Source organism: Catenuloplanes atrovinosus, assembly GCF_031458235.1.
GTDB lineage: Bacteria > Actinomycetota > Actinomycetes > Mycobacteriales > Micromonosporaceae > Catenuloplanes > Catenuloplanes atrovinosus.
This window is the reverse complement of the sequence record NZ_JAVDYB010000001.1, coordinates 5,776,418-5,795,306: the sequence shown is the minus strand read 5'-3', so window position 1 is coordinate 5,795,306 and position 18,889 is coordinate 5,776,418. Positions and strand designations below refer to the sequence as shown.

General features: G+C 73.6%; 19 protein-coding genes, 1 other RNA gene and 1 pseudogene. 11 read left to right on the top strand and 10 right to left on the bottom strand.

The features are described 5' to 3' along the window. Positions 1 to 127: 127 nt before the first annotated feature. Positions 128 to 994: a Vgb family protein gene (locus tag J2S41_RS25585; protein ID WP_310371215.1), complete on the bottom strand. Its 867-nt coding sequence runs from the start codon at positions 992 to 994 to the stop codon at positions 128 to 130. 96 nt (positions 995 to 1,090) lie between these two features. Between J2S41_RS25585 and J2S41_RS25580 the strand changes: the two genes are divergently transcribed. Further along, positions 1,091 to 1,582 carry a hypothetical protein gene (locus tag J2S41_RS25580; RefSeq protein WP_310371214.1) on the top strand — a complete coding sequence of 164 codons (492 nt, stop codon included), beginning with the start codon at positions 1,091 to 1,093 and terminating at the stop codon, positions 1,580 to 1,582. 401 nt (positions 1,583 to 1,983) lie between these two features. Here J2S41_RS25580 and J2S41_RS25575 read toward each other — a convergent pair whose 3' ends face one another. Next, entirely contained in the window at positions 1,984 to 2,340 is a 357-nt protein-coding gene (locus J2S41_RS25575; RefSeq protein ID WP_310371212.1) for a hypothetical protein, read from the bottom strand. 472 nt (positions 2,341 to 2,812) lie between these two features. On the opposite strand from J2S41_RS25575, the pseudogene J2S41_RS39935 reads away from it, so the two are divergent. Then, a pseudogene (locus tag J2S41_RS39935) lies at positions 2,813 to 3,013 on the top strand (GNAT family N-acetyltransferase); the annotation flags it as partial. A gap of 129 nt (positions 3,014 to 3,142) precedes the next feature. Here J2S41_RS39935 and rnpB read toward each other — a convergent pair. Both rnpB and J2S41_RS25565 read right to left on the bottom strand, forming a co-directional pair. Continuing rightward, an RNA gene (gene rnpB / locus J2S41_RS25570) (RNase P RNA component class A) lies at positions 3,143 to 3,551 on the bottom strand. Positions 3,552 to 3,589: 38 nt separating this feature from the next. Beyond that, positions 3,590 to 4,054: a MarR family winged helix-turn-helix transcriptional regulator gene (locus J2S41_RS25565; RefSeq protein WP_310371210.1), complete on the bottom strand. Its 465-nt coding sequence runs from the start codon at positions 4,052 to 4,054 to the stop codon at positions 3,590 to 3,592. Positions 4,055 to 4,230: 176 nt separating this feature from the next. Here J2S41_RS25565 and J2S41_RS25560 point away from each other — a divergent pair, with 176 nt between their 5' ends. The 6 genes from J2S41_RS25560 to J2S41_RS25535 all read left to right on the top strand — a co-directional run bounded on the left by J2S41_RS25560 (position 4,231) and on the right by J2S41_RS25535 (position 11,021). Then, positions 4,231 to 5,130, top strand: a complete 900-nt coding sequence (locus J2S41_RS25560) for a hypothetical protein (RefSeq protein ID WP_310371209.1) — start codon at positions 4,231 to 4,233, stop codon at positions 5,128 to 5,130. A gap of 464 nt (positions 5,131 to 5,594) precedes the next feature. Continuing rightward, positions 5,595 to 6,176, top strand: coding sequence for a DUF2975 domain-containing protein (locus J2S41_RS25555; protein WP_310371207.1), 582 nt, complete (start codon positions 5,595 to 5,597; stop codon positions 6,174 to 6,176). 3 nt (positions 6,177 to 6,179) lie between these two features. Further along, positions 6,180 to 6,407 (top strand): helix-turn-helix domain-containing protein, encoded by a 228-nt coding sequence (locus J2S41_RS25550; protein WP_310371206.1) that lies wholly within the window; start codon positions 6,180 to 6,182, stop codon positions 6,405 to 6,407. 95 nt (positions 6,408 to 6,502) lie between these two features. Then, positions 6,503 to 7,531, top strand: coding sequence for a phosphatidylinositol-specific phospholipase C (locus J2S41_RS25545; protein WP_310371204.1), 1,029 nt, complete (start codon positions 6,503 to 6,505; stop codon positions 7,529 to 7,531). Between the two features lie 9 nt (positions 7,532 to 7,540). After that, the gene (locus J2S41_RS25540; RefSeq protein ID WP_310371203.1) at positions 7,541 to 10,192 is read left to right on the top strand and encodes an AAA family ATPase; all 2,652 of its coding nucleotides are present in this window, start codon (positions 7,541 to 7,543) and stop codon (positions 10,190 to 10,192) included. A gap of 109 nt (positions 10,193 to 10,301) precedes the next feature. After that, a complete protein-coding gene (locus tag J2S41_RS25535; protein ID WP_310371202.1) occupies positions 10,302 to 11,021 on the top strand; it encodes a DUF2306 domain-containing protein in 720 nt (239 codons plus the stop codon). Here the strand turns inward: J2S41_RS25535 and J2S41_RS25530 are convergent. Genes J2S41_RS25530 through J2S41_RS25515 form a run of 4 tightly spaced genes read right to left on the bottom strand, consistent with a single transcriptional unit; the run spans position 10,953 to position 13,889 of the window. Next, positions 10,953 to 11,741, bottom strand: coding sequence for an inositol monophosphatase family protein (locus J2S41_RS25530; RefSeq protein ID WP_310371200.1), 789 nt, complete (start codon positions 11,739 to 11,741; stop codon positions 10,953 to 10,955). The genes J2S41_RS25535 and J2S41_RS25530 overlap by 69 nt on opposite strands. Before the next feature lie 27 nt (positions 11,742 to 11,768). Then, positions 11,769 to 12,527, bottom strand: a complete 759-nt coding sequence (locus J2S41_RS25525; RefSeq protein ID WP_310371198.1) for a methyltransferase domain-containing protein — start codon at positions 12,525 to 12,527, stop codon at positions 11,769 to 11,771. A gap of 10 nt (positions 12,528 to 12,537) precedes the next feature. Then, entirely contained in the window at positions 12,538 to 13,314 is a 777-nt protein-coding gene (locus J2S41_RS25520) for a YqjF family protein (RefSeq protein WP_310371197.1), read from the bottom strand. Further along, the gene (locus J2S41_RS25515; protein WP_310371196.1) at positions 13,311 to 13,889 is read right to left on the bottom strand and encodes a TetR/AcrR family transcriptional regulator; all 579 of its coding nucleotides are present in this window, start codon (positions 13,887 to 13,889) and stop codon (positions 13,311 to 13,313) included. Before J2S41_RS25515 ends, J2S41_RS25520 begins: the two co-directional genes overlap by 4 nt. Positions 13,890 to 14,011: 122 nt before the next feature. Between J2S41_RS25515 and J2S41_RS25510 the strand changes: the two genes are divergently transcribed. After that, on the top strand, positions 14,012 to 14,845 hold the full coding sequence (locus tag J2S41_RS25510) for an alpha/beta fold hydrolase (protein WP_310371194.1): 834 nt from the start codon (positions 14,012 to 14,014) through the stop codon (positions 14,843 to 14,845). A gap of 64 nt (positions 14,846 to 14,909) precedes the next feature. Here J2S41_RS25510 and J2S41_RS25505 read toward each other — a convergent pair whose 3' ends face one another. Then, positions 14,910 to 15,176: a DUF3040 domain-containing protein gene (locus J2S41_RS25505; protein WP_310371193.1), complete on the bottom strand. Its 267-nt coding sequence runs from the start codon at positions 15,174 to 15,176 to the stop codon at positions 14,910 to 14,912. Between the two features lie 289 nt (positions 15,177 to 15,465). Here J2S41_RS25505 and J2S41_RS25500 point away from each other — a divergent pair, with 289 nt between their 5' ends. Beyond that, positions 15,466 to 15,660 carry a hypothetical protein gene (locus tag J2S41_RS25500; protein WP_310371191.1) on the top strand — a complete coding sequence of 65 codons (195 nt, stop codon included), beginning with the start codon at positions 15,466 to 15,468 and terminating at the stop codon, positions 15,658 to 15,660. A gap of 598 nt (positions 15,661 to 16,258) precedes the next feature. Here J2S41_RS25500 and J2S41_RS25495 read toward each other — a convergent pair. Continuing rightward, positions 16,259 to 18,400, bottom strand: a complete 2,142-nt coding sequence (locus tag J2S41_RS25495) for a hypothetical protein (protein WP_310371189.1) — start codon at positions 18,398 to 18,400, stop codon at positions 16,259 to 16,261. Here J2S41_RS25495 and J2S41_RS25490 point away from each other — a divergent pair. After that, the gene (locus J2S41_RS25490) at positions 18,387 to 18,833 is read left to right on the top strand and encodes a hypothetical protein (protein WP_310371187.1); all 447 of its coding nucleotides are present in this window, start codon (positions 18,387 to 18,389) and stop codon (positions 18,831 to 18,833) included. The genes J2S41_RS25495 and J2S41_RS25490 overlap by 14 nt on opposite strands. The last annotated feature ends 56 nt before the right edge of the window (positions 18,834 to 18,889 follow it).

Genomic DNA, 18,889 nt, shown 5'->3' with positions numbered 1-18,889 from the left:
GCAAGGCGGTTGCGGCGGTGGGAAAGCGCCGCCACCGTTATTCCTCGATGCCGCGGCCCCATCGTCGGCGTGAGCGCTCAAGCTCCTCAGCGCGCCGGTTTCGCCCTGCGGGTCGCCTGCGGCGGTTTCACGGTCTCAGGCGTGCCACCGCGTCCTTCTCCAGGGCGGCCCACACGGTGCCGTCCGGGGCGAGCGCGATGCCGTGCGGCTCGGAGTCCGGCGTCGGCAGGTCCCAGTGGCGGACGTCGCCGGCCGGCGTGACGTGACCGATGCGGTTCGCGGCCCACGCGGTGAACCAGACCCCGCCCGCCGGATCGGCCACGATCGCGTGCGGCTTGGCCCGGGGGTCGGGGAGGGGAAACTCGGTGATCGTGCCGTCCGCGGCACGCCGGCCGATCCGGCCCGCCAAGAGCTCGGCGAACCAGACCGCGCCCTCGGAGTCGCAGGCGATGCCGACCGGGCCGGCGTTCGGGGAGGGGAGGGGATGCACGGTGACGGTGCCGTCGAGGGTCACGCGAGCCAGCGCGTTGGCGCTGTTCAGCGTGCACCAGAGAGTGTCGTCGGCGCCGGTGGCGATCATCGAGGGGAAGGCGCCGGCCTCCGGGAGGGGAAAGCGGGTGACATTGCCGTCGGGGTCTCGTCGCGCGACGGAGTTGCCGGTCATCTCGGTGAACCAGAGCGCTCCGCCGGGCGCGGTCGTGATGCCGAAGGGGCCGGTCTCGCCGCTCAGCTCGGTCGCCGAGATCTCCCCGTCCCTCGTGATCCGCCCGATCCGGTGATCGCGTGAGCGGGTGAACCAGACGCCGCCGTCCACGCCCGGCACGATCACCGCCGGGCCGCTCTCCGGCGCGCCGAGATCGTGCACCGTCACGGCGCCGTCCGCCGGCGACACGCGCGCCACCTGACCACTGTGGATCAACGTGGTCCACACGTATCCGTCCACATCGACCGTGATGCCGTAGGGGCCGCCCGTGACCGCGATCTGATCAATCATCGTCACCATCCTCGCACCCGTGGCCACCGATTTACGGGTCCTCTAGGGGAAGAACCCCGATGAGCATCGGCCCGCCCCGGGCGCACGCTTCCTCCCATGACGCGTCTCTGCGCCGTCGGAGCCCCGCTGTTGCTCCTCACGTACGGCCTCCTCCACCGGCTCGACGGCGCCCGCGCGGCGTTCCTGCTCTCCATGCTGCTGTTCGCGCTGCTGGCGACGCTCCTCCGCCCGCTGGCCGACTCCCCGCACCCACCCCGCCACACCCTCGCCACGACGGCGACCGCGGCCACCGTGCTCGGCGCCGCCTCCCTCGGCCTGACCACCGCCACCGGCCCGGCGATTCCCGAGCCGTGGCCGCTGCTCGCCGCGTTGCTGTTCCAGCTCGGCCTGGTGACGCTGGTCGCGCTGCTCGCCGCCGCCCGCCCTTCGCACCTGCCCACCTGGTCCCCATACGCGGTCCTCGCCGGCTGCCTCGGCCTCACCGCGGTTCCCGCGCTGCTCCCGGTGGCCGCTCTCGCCATCGGCGCGGGCCTCGCCCCGCTCGCCCTCACCGGCTCTCTTCCGGCCCGCCCGAGAAGCAGAACGTGAGGCGCTCGTCCCGCTCCTGGTCCCGCAGCCGCGGCCCTCTTCTCACGAACGACGGCGCTTGGCGCTCCGAGTACCCGAACGGTCGTCGCCGGCCCGGAAGCGCCTCGACCAACTTCGCAGGCCGTTTCTGGATCGGCTGGCACCGCCGCATACCGGTGTTGTATGTGGGCTTCCGCGACGTGCGGCCCGGCGGCGCCTGGGCCGCGCCGCAGCCCGGCCTCCCACTTCGGTCCAGGCTCTGGCGGGCGCGGAGCCGCCGAGCGGCTCTGCGTGACCGCCCATCCCGCCACACTCGACGTCCCCCGGAAACCGGTGCGAGACCTCGGTCGGCGCTGGGCAGCAGGCCAGCGATCCCGCTGCGACGCCGGTGGTCGTCCGCGGGCGACCACCGGCGTTCGCGGTCAGAGCGACTTGTAGGACAGCAGGTAGTTCTCCGGCCAGCTGTGGAACGTGTCGATGTAGTACCGAGACTCGCCGCTGCAGTCGGCGTTGGTGTAGCCGACGACGCCGTTCGGGAACGCGTTGTTCCAGTCGATCGTCCACGTCGCCTTGGCCGGGATCGGGCGGCACAGGTCGTCCGGGGCTGCCTGGCGGCCGACCACCTCGAGCGGGTTGGACGAGTAGAAGACGAGGCCCACGTCGGGGTTCTTGAACGGCTCGCCGGCCTGTGCGGGTGACCCCGGCAGCATCACGGCCAGCGTCGTGGTCAGGACCGCGGCAAGACCGGCGGCGACCTTCTTGATGTTGGTGCGCATCATTGTCCCTTCAAGCGTCCGAGTGATCCGCTTCGATCAGAGCCTTCCTCCGACAGATTTACTTGTCAACGATAAGTTTGACCGTTCAACCAGTCTTGGGCTGCCGGCCGGCCGTGTCGGCGATGTCCGCCGGAGTCCGTTTTGCCAGCTCAGTTCGTCTTGATGACGGTCAGACCAGCAGACCACTGGTGAGTCGTAGGTTCTGACCAGTGATCCAGCTCGCATCCGGCCCGGCCGGCAGTCCACGACGCGGCCCGGGGACGTCGCCGGGGGTGGGAACGACGGAGACGTCAACCTGGGATCTCCCCCGGCAGCGGCGTGAGTCCGTCCCGGACGGTGTTCCTCGTACAGGGAGGCGGCCTTGCGACCGACTTTCCCGGGCGCTTCCTATTTCACCGCGGCGATGCGCCTGAAGATAGGGTTATCGGCTTCGTGCGCCTCGCGCCCGGCGGTGTGAAGGCGGCCAAACTCCGGTTATGCCATACGAGCGGACCAGTGGGGCAAGAGCTATGCTGCCGATGCGGCTCGCATCCTCGTCGCCCTTGCATTCAATCAGCTCAACCCGCGTGTAATCACGGCTGCGACCGGTCCCGTGAGCATGGGATCTCTCGCGATTGCGAATAGAGTCGGCATGGAGTATGAGGGCCGATTGCGAAATCATGTTATTCACCGATAACGCGTGGCGCGATTCTCTTCTCTCCTCGATTATCTCCTCATCGTGATATGCGGATTCGCTCTCACATCATGGCGCGAAAACCCCCGATTCCGTCGGCGGTCCGATGCGGCGACGCGGTCAGGAAGGCGATGAGCGAGCCGGCCTGTACGCCGGATTCTGTGGCCGGCGAGGTTTGTCGCCGGTGGCGGTCATCCATCTAGGCCCGCCGTTGCCGGCGGGCTCGAGCGGCCTACCCGCAGGCTCGGGCGGGCAGCCCTCGAACGCCTGCGCAGGTCCCCGCCTTGCGGCGGGGGCCCTTTTTGGCCTTGCTCCGGGTGGGGTTTACCGAGCCACCCCGGTCACCCGGGGTGCTGGTGGGCTCTTACCCCACCGTTTCACCCTTACCGCCACGACAGGTGTGTGGCGGCGGTCTGTTTTCTGTGGCACTGTCCCGCGGGTCGCCCCGGGTTGCCGTTAGCAACCACCCTGCCCTGTGGAGTCCGGACGTTCCTCGGCGATGACTCTGGGGAGTCATCAACGCGACCGCCCGGCCGACTCGCTCATCGCAAGCAGCATCCTACAAACGGGCGGCGGGGCTCAGTTGCGCGCGGTCGGTTTGTGTGCGGAGAGTGACACGTTCAGGCGGTGCATGAGCGTGGCGAGCGTGGCGCGGTCGGCGGCGTTCCAGTCGGCGAGGATCTTGCCGTAGATCTCGCGGCGGGCGGCGCGGACCACGGACACGCAGTGCAGGCCGTGTGCGGTGGGGGAGATGAGCGTGCCGCGGCCGTCGGCGGGGTCGGGGGCGCGGGTGACCAGGCCGTCGCGCTGCATGGCGGTGACCTGGCGGGTGATGGTGGAGCCGTCCAGGTTGAGGCGGGCGGCGAGCGTGGACACGTTCGTGGGGCCGGCCTCGTCGAGCTGCCGGAGGATCACGTAGGCGGCGCGGTCGAGCGCACGGTGCGGCTCCACCGGGGTGGCCCGCCGGGTGGCCTCGCCCATGCGCATGAGCAGCGCGATCTCGGTCTCGATGGCGCCGAGAACCTCGTCACTGCTGTCGTTCATCACATCGTCCCGCCTGCATGGAATCCGGCAACCCATGGTAAATCGACGGTCGGTGTGCCCGTGAGCCGCACAGTGAGTGCCGCGATCAGTCGAAGGGTTGATGCGTGCCTCGGATGTGTGCCCGGTCTCCCGGGTGAAGCAGTATCCCGCGTACCGAAACGGAGGTTGGTCCGAATATGCCGCACGAACTGGTCACGCACGCCCGTCACGAGGCCGCCTACCTGGGGGGCCAGGTCCGCGAACTCCTCGCCTGGTGGCTGGGGATCAGTTTCGGCGGGCTGTCCGCGACGCTGGGGCTGGTGATCGCGCTCTGGCCGGCGACCGTACACCTGTGGGGTGGCGTCTTCGTCGGCATGTGGCTGCTCGGCGTCGCCTTCTGCCGCGTGTCCGACCTGCTCACCGATCCGCGGGCGGCCACCCGCGGCCGGCGGCTGCCCGCCCGGATCGCCACCGCGACCGCGCTGACCACCGCGCTGGTGGTGCTGCGCGGTCTGGTAGGCGTGGACCGGCCGCTCGCGATCGCGGTCACGCTCGTGCTGGCGCTGATCGCGGCCGCGGACGTGTCCACCGCGACCCGCCGGGGCCTGCGCAGCCGCGTGGGTGCGCGCGCGGCCGTGTACCTCCCGGCCGCGCTGGCGGCCGGCGCCGGCGCGCTCTCCGGCCACCTGCCCGCCGCCACGGTCGCGGTGGCGGCGCTCGCGGTCGGCATCGTCGAGACCGCCACCGCCGCCACCACCGGCATGAAAAGCCTGCGCTGGCACGCCGCCGCCCGCGACGCCGGCCTGCTCACCGGCGAGATCCGCCCGTTCCGCGAGTCGCCGGAGGAGCTCCAGCCCGAGTTCGACGACTCCGCCGACGAGTCCCCGGAGACCGTGGCCGCCGCGCCGGTCCCGCCGAGGAGCGCGGCGGCGCGGCCCGAGCCCGACACCCGCGTTCCGGCTACGGCGGTTACCGGTGGCACCCCGCTCAGTCGTCGCCCGGCCGGCACCACGCCCCGGTCCGCCGGCCGTCCCGCCGGCCGCGCCACGGTCAACCGCCCCGCGGTCGGCCGCGCCCGCGTCAACAGCCAGGACTGAGAGCCCGCTTCCGCCGTTGTCCGGCCCGCGGGTACGGCGCCCGGCCCGGGGAGGGCCAACCCCGGACCCCGATTTTCCCGCTCCCGGCCCGGCTCGGCCCGCATGCTCCCGCGGGCAAACCTCCGGCTCCCCTCCGACTCCGCTGGCGCTCCGCTCCGGTCCGCCGGTCGGAGCCGGTGTCCGTGTGCGCACCAGAGAACCACGCGGCCCCCGTGGCTGGTCACCTGACCGCTGCGGGGACGATCCACGACCGGGATCGCCGGCCCGCGATGCACGACCGGCGGGCGTGTCGCGGCGATGCGTGAGGTGGGTGCCGGCCGCACGACGGGTGCGGCCGGGTCTGGATGCGTGATCGGCCGGCGGGCTTCGGTGGTGCCAGAGGCCAAGTGCCCGGGGCCTTGACAAGCGTCGCTGTCTTATCGATTATCGAGATATCGTTTTTCGATAAGACGGGGAGGCTGGACATGATCGACGGGTATCGGGACTGGCTGGGTGAGCTGCGGACCGCGCTCACCGTCGCCACCGTGCTGGGCGCCGTCGCGGGCATCGGCACGGTGGCGCAGGCCGTGACCGCGGACGCCGTGGAGCTGACGATCCAGACCGCGGGCGCGCCGCCGTATCCCGGGCTGCCGCCCCGGGTCTCGCTGTCCGACGGTGGCGCCATGGACGTGACCGTGGCGGATCCGACCTGGGCCGAGCGGTTCGCGTCGGTGGCGGTGGGCGTGCCCTCGTACCTGCTGGGCATGGTGATCATCGTGGCGCTCTGGCGGATCGTGCGCACGGCGCTGCGTACCGATCCGTTCGCGGCCGGGCCGGCGCGCGGCCTGCGGCGGCTGGGCATCGGCACGCTGGTGGGCGGCCTGGTCGCGGACGTGCTGAGGACGGTCGCGGGCGCGCTCGGCTCCACGCTGGTCTACGACGACGGCTGGGCGCTCTCCGCGTCGTACAGCTGGTGGTGGCTCCTGCTCGGTTTCGGTCTGGTCGCGGTCGGCGAGGTGCTCCGCCGGGGCGCGGCGATGCGGGCCGAGCTCGAGGAGGTGGTCTGAGCGGTGCCGCCGGAGGAGGAACACCGGATCGACGTGCACCTCGACGAGCTGCTCGCGGCGCGCGGCATGACGCTCACCGAACTGGCCGACCGGGTCGGGATCACGCTGGCGAACCTGTCGATCCTGAAGAACGGGCGGGCCCGCGCCGTCCGGTTCAGCACACTGACCGCGCTCTGTCAGGCGCTCGACTGCCAGCCGGGCGACCTGTTCACGGTCCGGAAGAGTTCATGAGGGATATTCCTCTGCGTTGATGCGGCATCTGGTGCCCGGTGCCCCGGCGGTCCACGGTGTACCCGTACTCGCGCCCACACCCCCGGAGGCGGCAGATGAGGCGACGGATCTTGACCATCGGTGCCGCGGCGGTGCTCGCCGCCGCGGGCGTGCTGCTCTCGCCGGGCGCCGCGTCCGCCGCGGACGCGTCCTACCGGACGTTGCGCAGCACCAGCAACCCGGACTGGATGGCGCGCGTGCCGGGCGCCACCAGCATCGCCGCGATGTCCATCCCGGGTACGCACGAGACGCTCTCCATCCACGGCGGCACCTGGACGCAGACGCAGGAGAACCACGGGAACAGCGGCGCCACGCTGACCGCGCAGCTCGACGCCGGCATCCGGGTGATCGACGTGCGCGCGCGGATCAACAGCGGCAACACGTTCACGATCCACCACGGCGCCACGTACCAGAACGCGAACTTCGACGACGTGCTGACCGTGCTGTCCGCCTTCCTGAGCGCGCACCCGACCGAGACCGTGATCATGCGGTTCAAGCACGAGTGCACCGCCCAGACCGGCTCGTGCACGGACGCGAGCGGGCAGCTGGCGTTCCCGGACATCTTCGACCGGTACCGGGACGCGCGGCCCGGCCTGTTCTGGGCGCCGTCCGTGACCCGGTCCGCCGCCGCGGCCACGCCCACGCTCGGCGCGGTGCGCGGCAAGGTGGTGCTGGCCGTCATGCACGGCCCGTTCGGCGGGCGGTACGGGCAGTACGGCCTGTCCCAGTTCACGGCGGAGTGGGGGGACGGCTCGTCCACGTACGTCCAGGACGAGTACACCGTGCCGAACGTGGGCGCCATCGCCACCAAGCGCGACCAGGTCCGCCGGCACCTGGACCGAACCAGTGCCGGCGACCCGGCGAAGATGTACGTGAACTTCACCAGTGGGGCCAGCGTCTTCGCCACCCCGGAGGCGGTCGCCGGCGGCGCGCTCGGCGTCCAGGGCGTGAACCCGTTCCTGCTGGTCTACCTGAACGAGGGCCCGGAGGTGCACCCGCCGGTGGTGCGCGCGGGCATGGTGCTGATGGACTTCCCCGGCGGCGGCCTGATCTCGCGGATCATCGCGCTGAACCCGGGTGTGTAACGTCGGGGCATGCGGATATCGGGTCTGCTCATCGGCAGATCAGAGGAGCTGCGGAGCGTCGGTGAGCTGATCACCGGCGCCCGCGCGGGCCGGGGCGGCACGCTGGTGCTGCGCGGCGAGGCCGGCATCGGCAAGACCGCGCTGCTGGACCGCGCGGAGGAGATCGCGGACGGCTTCGGCGTGCTGCGCGCGTCCGGGTCCGAGTTCGAGCAGGAGCTGCCGTTCGCCGCGCTCCACCAGCTCTGCCGGCCGATCCTGGGCCACCTCGGCGAGCTGCCCGCGCGGCACCGCGAGGCGCTGGAGGTCGCGTTCGGGCTGGTCGCGGGCCAGCCGGACGCGCTGCGCGTCGGGCTGGCGATCCTGGACCTGGTGACGGCGGCGGCCCGCGAGCGGCCGCTGCTGTGCCGGGTCGACGACGCCCAGTGGCTGGACGCGGCGTCGTCGCGGGCGATGCTGTTCCTGGCCCGGCGGCTCGGCGCGGACCCGGTCGTCGTGCTGTTCGCGGCGCGGCCGTCCGCCGCGCCGGGCGAGCTGGACGAGTTGCCGGAGCTGACCGTCGGCGGGCTCAGCGACGAGCACGCCCGCGGCCTGCTGGCCGAGCGCAGCCCGTTCCCGCTGGACGAGCGCGTCCGGGACCGGCTGGTCGCGGAGGCTCGCGGCAACCCGCTGGCGCTGCTGCACCTGCCCCGGGCCGGCGGCTTCGCGCCGCCCGGCGCCGCCTCGGCGCCCTCCCGGGTGGAGCGCGAGTTCGCCGCGCGGCTGACCGGCCTGTCCGCGGACGCCCGCATGCTGCTCGTCCTGGCCGGCGCGGACCCGACCGGCGACCCGGCCCTGCTCTGGGCCGCGGCCGGCGCGCTCGGCCTGGACGTCTCCGCCGCGGCTCCGGACGCGGCCGGCACCGGGCTGGCCGAGTTCGGCGCGCGCGTGCGCTTCTGCCATCCGCTGGCGCGGTCCGCGGTCTACCGGGCTGCGGACCCGGAGACGCTGCACGCGGCGCACGGCGCGCTGGCCGAGGTGACCGACCCGGTCACGGCGCCGGACCGGCGCGCCTGGCACCGTGCGCTGGCCGGTGGCGCGCCGGACGACGACGTCGCGGCCGAGTTGGAGCGCGGTGCCGTCCGCGCCCGGGCCCGCGGCGGGGTCGCGGCCGCTGCCGCGTTCCTCGAACGCGCCGCCGCGCTGTCCCTGGACCCCGGCCGGCGGATCGAGCGCACGCTGGACGCGGCCCGCGCGCACCTGGACGCGGGTGGCCTCCGTACCGCGGCGGAACTGCTCACCAGCGTCGACCCCGCGGTGCTGGACGAGACGCAGCGGGCCCGCGTGGAGATGCTGCACGGCCGGCTCGCGTTCACCCGCCCCGGCGACGACTCCGGCCCGGCGCTGATGGTGCGCGCGGCGCGGCGGCTGTCCGCCCGCGACCCGGACGCGGCACGCGAGTGCTTCCTGGACGCGGTCGAGATGGGCCTGCTGGTCGGGCGCGCCGGTGGCGTCGTCGAGGAGATCATGGCCACGGTACGGACCGAGGCCCCGCCGCCGAGCACGCCGGACGTGCTGGACGCGCTGATCCTGCTGGCCGCCAAGGGTCACCGCGCCGCCGCCCCGGTGCTGCACGACGTCCTGCACGACGCCGGCCGCCCGCTGTGGACGCACCGTCCCGCGCTGGCCATCATGATCGCCAGTGAGCTGTTCGACCTGGACACGCTGGACACGATCGCCGCGTGGCTGGTGCGCGCCGGCCGCGAGTCCGGCTCGCCGTCGATGCTCCGGCTCGGGCTCGCGCAGCGCGCCCACAACGCCACGCTCACCGGCGACATCGGGCAGGCGCTCGCCGCGGCCGCGGAGGAGGAGGCGATCCCGGACGCCGGCGGCTCCCCGGTGCTGTACCACCGGCTGCTGCTCGCCGCGCACCGAGGCCGCGCCGGCGAGGTGAGCGCGCTGGCCGGGGCGGCGGCCGAGGGCTCCGCGTACGTCACGAACCTGCACTGGGCCACGGCGCTGCTGCACAACGGGCTCGGCGACCACCCGGCCGCGCTCGCCGCCGCCCGGCGGGCCACCGCGCCCGGCGCGCTGTTCCTCACCGGCGCGGTGCTGCCCGAGCTGGTCGAGGCCGCGGTCCGCGGCGACGAGCCGGGCCTCGCCGCCCAGGCGCTGGACGCGCTGGCCGAGCACACCCGGGCGGCCGGCGGCGGGCCGGTCGCGGGCGTCGTCGCCTACGTCCGCGGGCTGGTGACCGGCGAGGAGGAGCACTTCCGGGAGGCGGTGGAGCGGCTGGCGGAGAGCCCGCTGGTGCCGTACCGGGGGCGCGCCCACCTGCTCTACGGCGAGTGGCTGCGGGAGGCCGGCCGGCGCGGGGACGCGGTGGCGCAGCTGCGCGCCGCGCACGAGACGCTGGCCGCGGCCGGGGCCGACGCCTTCGCCGCCCGGGCCGCCGCGCAGCTGCGCGCCGCCGGGGAGCGGGTCGCGGACCGGCCGTCCGCGCCGGCGCACGAGACCCTGACCATGCAGGAGATCGCGGTCGCGCGGCTGGTGTCGGCCGGCGCCACCTCGAAGGAGGTCGCGGGTCAGCTGTTCATCAGCAAGCGCACGGTCGACGCGCACCTGCGCAACATCTTCCGCAAGCTCGGCATCACGTCCCGCGCGCAGCTTGCCGGGAGGCTGTAGGCACCGGGTTAGGCAGCGCTTGCCGACGCGTACCGCCCCGTGAGCACCGCAGGATCGACCCGATGATCCATCGGGAAGATCGAGAGGTGCACGCGTGTCCGCTGCAGCCATGTCACGGGACGTCCGCCGGCGCTGGTGGTGGGTCCTCTGGGGCCTGCTCACCGTGTCGGCGCTCGGCATCACGGCGGTGTTCGTGCCGCCCTACCTGGTCGGCGGCACGACCGTGCCGGGGCTGAACCGGGCGATCCCGGGCTACTACGTCAGCCTGGTGATCCACGCGGTGCCGGCCGGGCTGGCGCTGGCGATCGGGCCGTTCCAGTTCGTGACGCGGCTGCGGCTGCGCTGGCCGCGGGCGCACCGGATCGCCGGCCGGGTGTACCTGATCTCCGTCGTGATCGCGGCGGCGGCCGCCGCCTACTCGTCCGCGGTCACCGAGAGCGGGTTCTCGCTGCAGGTCGCGTTCTACCTGCTGATCGCGGCGTGGCTGTACACGGGCGCGATGGCGTACCGCACGATCCGGCGCGGCGAGGTGCGACTGCACCGGATCTGGATGATCCGCAACTACGCGCTCACGTTCGCCGCCGTGACGCTGCGGCTCTACCAATTGGCCGGGCTCCAGCTGATGGAGGTGTGGCCGGCGCTGGAGTACCAGCAGGTCTACATCGCCAGCGCGTGGGCGTCGCTGTTCGGCAACGCGGTGATCGCGGAGTACTTCATCATCCAGCGCACGCTGGCGCCGCTGGCCCGCCGCCGCGGACGCTCAGAGCACGCCGGCCAGCAGCGGGAGGAGCTCGTCGGCCAGGCCGGGGGCGCAGGCGATCGTCGCTGACGAGCGGAACGTGTGGTCGCTGCCGTCCCGGTCGACGACGCGCGCGCCGGCCGCGTACGCGATCGCGGTCCCGGCGGAGGTGTCCCACGGCTTGTTGGAGAGCATGACCAGCGCGTCCAGCCGCCCGGCGGCGAGCCAGGCCAGGTCGGTGGCGGCGCTGCCCAGCATGCGGACTCGCTGGATGCGCGGCACCAGCGCCTCCAGGATCGCGAAGCGCTCGCGGTTCTTGGCGTCCGCGTCCTCGCCGACCGCGAAGTCACCGACCGCCACCAGCGCCTCGGGCAGCTCGGACACCCCGCTGGCCCGGATCGGCGCGCCGTCGCAGAACGCGCCGCCGGCCGGCGAGGCCCAGTAGCGGTTGCCGAGGAACGGCAGGTCGATCACGCCGAGCACGGACCGGTCGTCCTCGATCAGGCCCAGCGACACCGCGCAGATCGGCGAGCCGTGCACGAAGTTGACCGTGCCGTCGACCGGGTCCAGCGACCAGGTCAACCCGCCCCGGGCGCCGCGCGCACCCTCCTCCTCGCCGAGGAAGCCGACGCCGGGGGTGCGCTCGGCCAGGAACGCGCGGACCCGCTGCTCGATGGCGAGATCGACCTCGGACGCCATGTCCCGGTCGCCCTTCGCGGTGAGCACGCCGGGCAGCATCGTGCGCATCAGGTCGCGGGCCAGGTCGACGGCCTCGTGGGCGGCCGGGAGCAGCGTGTCGATCGCGGACATGAGGTTGATCTTAGGCGGGCCGTCGCGTTACCGGACCGCGGCGACCGCCGCGTCCTGGGCGCCCCGCCAGATCAGGCCGACCTCGGTGAAGCCGGCGTCGCGCAGCGCCCGGACGTGCCAGGACGCCGGCGGCAGCCACTCCTGGGCGTGGTCGGCCGCGAACAGCTCGGCGCGCTGGGCGACCAGCGGCCCGAGCGTCGGGTCCGACTTCGCGTGCTCCCACCAGGCGTCCCAGGAGAGCACGGCGCCGGCCGCGTACCGGGCCTCGCGGCGGTTCCGCGCCCGGTCGCCGAGCCGCTTGGACAGGTCGGGCAGGCCGTCGTCCGGCATGTGGTCCGCGTTGACCAGCAGCCCGCCCTGGCGCAGCACGGTACGGATCTCCGTGTAGAGCGTGGCCAGCCGCTCCGGCGTCAGCCAGTGCAGCGCGGTGGCGACCAGCACGGCGTCGTAGTCGCGGTGCGGCAGCGCGGCGGTCCACTCCGGCGTGTTCAGGTTCGCCGAGACCACCGTGGACCGCTCGTCCAGCGTGGCGCGCGCGATGGTGAGCGTCACCGGGTCCAGGTCGAGCAGCGTGGTGTTCGCCTGGGGGAAGCGGCGCTGGGCGCGCAGCGAGATGGAGCCGGTGCCGCCGGCCAGATCGAGGATGCGCGGCGCCGGCCACTCGGTGACCGCCTCCACCGCGTCCAGCATCGCGGCGAACCGCTCCTCACGGTCCGGGAGGTAGGCCTCTTGCTGCCGGTCCCAACTCTCCTGCCAGGCCGCGCCGTCGAACGTGTAAGGAGTCATGGGGAGCAGACTAGTTACCCCGCGGAGTCCTGTCGACACCGTTCGACGTCCCCCCGGGCACCCTGTTCGGAGTTCCGAAACGCACCGGCACGCCGGGGGAGTACAGCACGCTGGCCGGCGGGCCGGAGACCGACGGGAAGCCCGCGGCCGCGACCAGCTCGTCGTCGAGGTCGAGCAGCTCGGCGCGGTGCAGCGGCCATCGCGGGTGCACGTTGGGCAGGTGCACGCCGCGGCCGAACGCGTCCACGTGCAGGCCCCAGCGCGCGGTGAGGAAGTGCTCCAGCGGCGTCGGCTCCGCGATCGGCGCCCCGGCCCGCACCACCATCCGGCTGCGCGGGCGGCCGGGGCCGGGCCAGCGGCGGTGGTTGGTGTAGGTGAACACGTCGCCGTCGCGGCGCAGCGACATCCGCGACCACTTGTACGGCAGCCGGAACACCGACCGAGCGACCAGCACCGGCAGCAGCCGCGCCGCGTCCAGCGAGCGGAACACCACGGCGCGGCGGCCGTGCCCGTCCACCGAGTAGAGCCGCACGTTCGTCTCGCAGAACGTGCCGAGGTAGGGCAGGCCGGGGCCGCTCAGCGGGCCGAGCCCGACCATCATGAAGCCGATCAGCCCGACGTACGCGACGCCGTCGAACGTGTCCGGCTCGGTGCCCGGCGGCAGGAACGGGCGGACCTCGTCCGGATCCACCGGCCAGTGCAGGAACGACAGGTCGTGCCAGCGCTGCACCAGGATCGAATGCCGTACCGCGCGCGGGCTGGTGTAGGTGATCTCCTCGGGCGTCACGTGCGCTCCTCACTCAGGGCGGTGCCGATCAGGATCTCCGCGGCGGCGCGGGCGTGCCCGGCCGCCGCGTTGGTGCCGGCGATCGCGGCCGTGGTCTGCGCGCCCTCCGCCAGGATGGCGAGCTGCGGCGCCAGCCACTCCGGCGCGCCGGCCTCCGCGCAGAGCCGGGCCACGCGCGCCTGGAACTCCGCCTTGTGCGCGCGGACGATCTCCGCCACCCGCGGCGAGGCCGTACCCAGCTCGCCGAAGGTGTTGATGAAGACGCAGCCGCGGAAGTCGTCCTCGTCGAACCAGCGGGCCAGCATGTCGTAGATCGCCAGCAGCCGGTCGCGCGGCGCCGGCGTGCTCGCCACCGCCTCCTCGACCAGCGAGTTCCACAGCCGGTGGCGGCGGTCCAGCACCGCCTCGACGATCGCGTCCTTGGCCGGGAATAGCCGGTAGATACGCTTGAGCGGCACGCCCGCCTCGGCCCGCAGCGCGTCCATGCCCACGGCCTGGATGCCGCGGGCGTTGTAGAGGCGGTCCGCGGCGTCCAGCACCCGAGTGCGGATCTCGTCGTCGGTCGGCGTGGTCATGTTCCCTCCATGGTCCGTGACGCCTCTCACCGCATCGGCACTGGCGATCGAGAACGTCCGTTCTCTAGAGTACGTGGTGAGCGGAGAACGAACGTTCTCCACGGAGTTCACCGGAGGCAGCGATGCCGTACATCACCGTCGGTTCCGAGAACAGCACCAGCATCGACCTCTACTACGAGGACCACGGATCCGGGCAGCCGGTCGTGCTCATCCACGGCTACCCGCTCGACGGCCATTCCTGGGAGAAGCAGCAGGCGGCGCTGCTTGCGGCCGGATACCGGGTCATCGCGTACGACCGCCGCGGCTTCGGGCAGTCGAGCCAGCCCACCACCGGGTACGACTACGACACGTTCGCCGCGGACCTCAACACCGTGCTGGAGAAGCTCGACCTGACGGACGTGGTGCTGGTCGGCTTCTCGATGGGCACCGGCGAGGTCGCCCGCTACCTCGGCCGGTACGGCTCCGCCCGGGTCGCCAAGGCCGCGTTCCTCGCCTCGCTGGAGCCGTTCCTGCTCAAGACGGACGACAACCCCACGGGCGTGCCGCAGGAGGTCTTCGACGGGATCAGCGCGGCCGTGAAGGCGGACCGGTACAAGTACTTCACCGACTTCTACCGCGACTTCTACAACACGGACGAGAACCTCGGCGGCCGGCTCTCCGAGGAGGCGCTGCGCAACAGCTGGAACGTGGCGGCCGGCGCGTCCTGGTTCGCCTCCAGCGCGGCGGTCCCGACCTGGGTCACCGACTTCCGCGGGGACATCCCGAAGATCGACGTACCGGCGCTGATCCTGCACGGCACGGCCGACAACATCCTGCCGATCGACGCCACCGCGCGGGAGTTCCGCAAGCGGCTGCCGCAGGCCACCTACGTGGAGATCGAGGGCGCGCCGCACGGCCTGCTCTGGACGCACGGCACCGAGGTCAACGAGGCGCTGCTCGACTTCCTGCGGTCCTGACCGGACGCGCACACGACGAGGGGGTACGGCCCGCGCCGTACCCCCTCGTGGGTCTTTCCGGGTCTCAAGCGGTCTTCGCCCGGCGGAACGGCCGGCGCAGCACCAGCACGGTGCCGGCCACGAACGCCAGGCCCGCGATCAGCGCCGGCACCAACCCGCCGGCGACTCCGATGATCGGCACGACCGCCCACATGACGGCGATGCCGGCCAGGGCGCCGATGCCCGGGCGGTTGCCACGCGCGGCACGCATCCGCGCCACGAACGCCGGGTCCGTGAGGACCAGGTGTTCCTCGATCTCACTGAGCCGGCGGTTGTCCTCCTGACTGAGCATGCTGGCCGCCTTTCCCTGTTGCGCCGTCCCGACCATCTCGACACGCGCCGGAGCCGGGATGGTTGAGCCTCGTTACCCCACTGTGTCGCAGATCATGCTGATTCGGCCAGCGGGTTGCACATCATGCGATCTACCGGCTCCCCTGTCGACTCTGTCATCCGATGGGGTGGCTTCGTCGCCGGTTGCCGGGACTCGACCCGAGACGGCCCGTCCGCCTCTACCGTGGAGGTGAACCGGCTATTTGCGCGAATCGGTAGCGCATGGCCGCTTTGCGGTGCACAGTGATGTCATGAGCGACAGTGTCGGCCGCTTCTTCTGGTGCATACGGCACAACCGGGTGGAAACCGAGCCCGAGCTGTGCCCGGCCAAACACCGGATCGGCCCCTTCGCCTCCGCGGACGACGCCTCGCACGCCCTGGAGAAGGTCCAGGAGCGCAACGAGGCGTGGGAGGCCGAGGACGCACGCTGGACGGGGGAGCGTTAGGCCGGAGCGGCATCCGGAACGTGCCGCAACACAACCGCACCGGTACGTGGGTACCGGGCGCGATGGCGCATGCACAGGAGTCCCAGGGAGGACCGACCATGGCCGTAGCGAGAAAGTCCACCAGGACCTCGGCCACCACGTCTTCGCGATCGGCCCGCGCACAAGCGAAGCCCTCCGGCGGTACGGACCAGAGCGCGATCTCCATGGGGCCGGGCGCCGGGGCGGCCGCGATGCCGATCTCGGGCGAGGCGCCGGAGCAGGCCGGGACGCCGATGCCACCGATGGATCCGGCGGAGTCGGGTGCGGCACGCGCGGCGGCCGACCACACGGCACCGGCCACCGGCCTGGCCCCGATGCCGTCGATGGCGGAGGCGGCGATGATCTCCGCGCGGGACGCCGACGACGGCGCCGGGACGGAACCGGCCGCGGGCGTGCTGGAGCCGACCGCGCCGGCGATCGGGCGGGCCGCGCGGGTGCCGCGGACCGCGGCGCGCGCCGGCCGATCCGCCGGATCGTCCGGCTCCTCCGGCGCCGAGACACCCGCGGCTACTTCGGCCGCTGGGCGAAATATCAGTAGAAATGGTGATTCGCGAACGGGCTATTCCGGATCGGCGGCCGCGGGGGACGCCGCGGCCGCGCGGACCGCGGTCAAGGCCACCGCCACCGCGCGACGGTCGGCCGAGACTGCCGCGGACACCGCGAAGACCGCCTCGGCCAAGGCCCGGACCGCGGCCACGAAGATGCGATCGGCCGCGACGAAGGCCGGGGACGCCGCCGCCGGCCTCGACGCCCTGGCGTCGCGTCCCGCGCGCACGTCGGCCGCCAAGCCGTCGTCCCGCACGGCGAAGACCGCGGCCTTCACGGCGGACGACGTCGCGGCGGCCTCGCGGTCTGCCAACGGCTCCGGCCGAACCATCGACCCGGCGAGCACCGCTCGGCCATCGCGGGCGAAGTCCGCCGGGGCCGGCTCCACCACACGGAACGCTGGTGCCGCGGCGGCGAAGTCGCGGTCCGGGGCGCGGAGCTCGGCGGCGAAGGCCGCGTCCTTCACCGCCGGCGACGTGGAGACCGCGACGTCGCGGCGGACGGCTGCCACCGCTCGCCAGGCCGCTGCCTTCACCGCCGGTGACGTGGAGAGGGCCAAGTCCCGGGCGGGCGCCGGAAAGGCCTCGCGGACGACCGCCACCCCCGCGTCCGCGGAGCGGAGTCCGGCCGCGTCCACCGCGCGGAACCGGACCACCGCGGCCCGGAACAGTGCCAACACCGCCGCCACCGGGCGTACGGCGTCGACCGCCAACACGGGCGCGACCAGGAGCAGGAAGGCCACGGCTGCCGGCACCGGGGGCGCGACGGCGATCAAGAGCGCCGCCGGGCGCACCGCAGCGGGGTCCGGTTCGACCTCGGCGAAGACCGCCACCACCGGCACACGGGCCGCCGGCCGGTCGGCGTCGGCCGCCAACGCGGCCGGGGCCGCCCGGACCGTGAAGGCGACGGGCCGGTCGGCTTCGACGGCCAACGCGGCCGGGACCAGGGCCACGAGGACCGCGACGAGTTCCGGCACCGGGACCAGGGCCACGAAGACCGCCAAGGGTTCCGGCACCGGGGCCGTGAAGGCCGCAGGTGTCACCGGCGCGGCCGGGAAGGCGGCGCCGGCCCGGAGCGGGACCGCGAAGGCGGTCAAGAGTTCTGTCGCCGGGACCGGGGCGGCGGTCGGAACGGCTGAAGCGGCGAAGAGCGTCGGCCGTGCGACGGTGACCGCCGGCAGGGCCGGTGCCGGAGCCGCGAAGACCGCGACGGGTGGCGCGAAGGCGGCCAAGAGCGCCGGTGCCGGACGGGCGGCGGCGACCGCCGGCGCGGCCGGTACCAGGGCGGCGTCCACCGCTAACGCGGGTGGGGCGCGGGTGTCGAAGACGACCAAGACCGCCGCCGCCGGACGCGTGGGCTCGACGGCCAATGCGGCCAGGAGTACGACGGCGGCCAAGGCCGCGACCGCGGCGGGCCGGGCGGCCTCGGCGGCGAACGCGGCGGGGAGCAGGGCGGCGAAGACCACGGCCGCGGGCAAGGCCACCGGGGTGGCGAAGCCGGTCGCGGCCGGCGGGAGGTCGCGGAAGGCGCTGGCGGCGGAGTCGGGAAGCACGCCGGCGTCGCGGGCGGTCAAGGTCAGGGCCACCTCCGGGGAGTCGGGGACGCGTTCCTCCGCGGCGCGGAACACGGCCAACGCCGGCGGCAACGCGGCCGGGTCCGGCAGGCCGCGTGCGTCGCTGGCGCGGAACACGGCCAACGCCGGAGGTGGCGCGAAGGGCAAGGCGACCGTTCCGGCGACGGTGCCGGGGGCGCGGGCCGCCGGTGCGAAGGCCGCCACCAGAGCGGCGACGGTCCGCGAGGTGGGTGCCAGAACGGCCGCGGCCAGGACGATGGTGGCGCACACCACGCCGGCGCGCAAGATCGCCGGGACGGCCACGGCGGCGGGCAAGACCGCGGCGACCAGCAGGACCGCCGGGAATCCCGGGCAGGCCACGGCCGCGAAGACCGGCACGGCCGCGAAGAAGACCGCGGCGGCGAGCAGGACCGCCGCGAATGCCGGGCGGGCCACGGCGGCGAAGACCGGCACGGCCGCGAAGAAGACGGCGTCGGCGAGCAGGACCGCCGCGAATGCCGGGCGGGCCACGGCGGCGAAGACCGGCACGGCCGCGAAGAAGACCGCATCGGCGAGCAGGACCGCCACCATGGCCAAGAACACGGCGAAGAAGACCACGGCCGGCAAGACCGCCACGCCGGCCGCGGCCAGGACCACGGCGAACAAGACGACGGCCGCCAAGGCCGCCGCGGCCAAGGACGCGGTCGCCGCGTCGACGGGGAACCGGGCCGGGGCGCAGAAGGTCACGGCGAAGGCGGCCGCCGCCGGCCGCTCCTCGGGAACCAGCAGGACGCCGCGCAAGACGGCCGGAACCGTGGTCGCCGAGTCGTCGCACAGCGGTAAGGCGACGGCCAAGAGCACGCCGGCGAAGGCGGTCCCCGGCTCCGCGGCACGCCGGAGCCCGGCCGGCCGGGCTCCGGCGGACAAGGTCACGCCGGGGAAGGTGGCCGCGGCCGAGAGCGCGGCCGCCCGTTCCGCGACCAGGGCCACCACCGGCCGCGACGCGGCGAAGAAGGCCACGGCCGCGAGGCGATGACGCGCACGGCGTACCGCCGGATGATCGTGAAGTGCGAAGGGGCCGCGCCGGAGCGC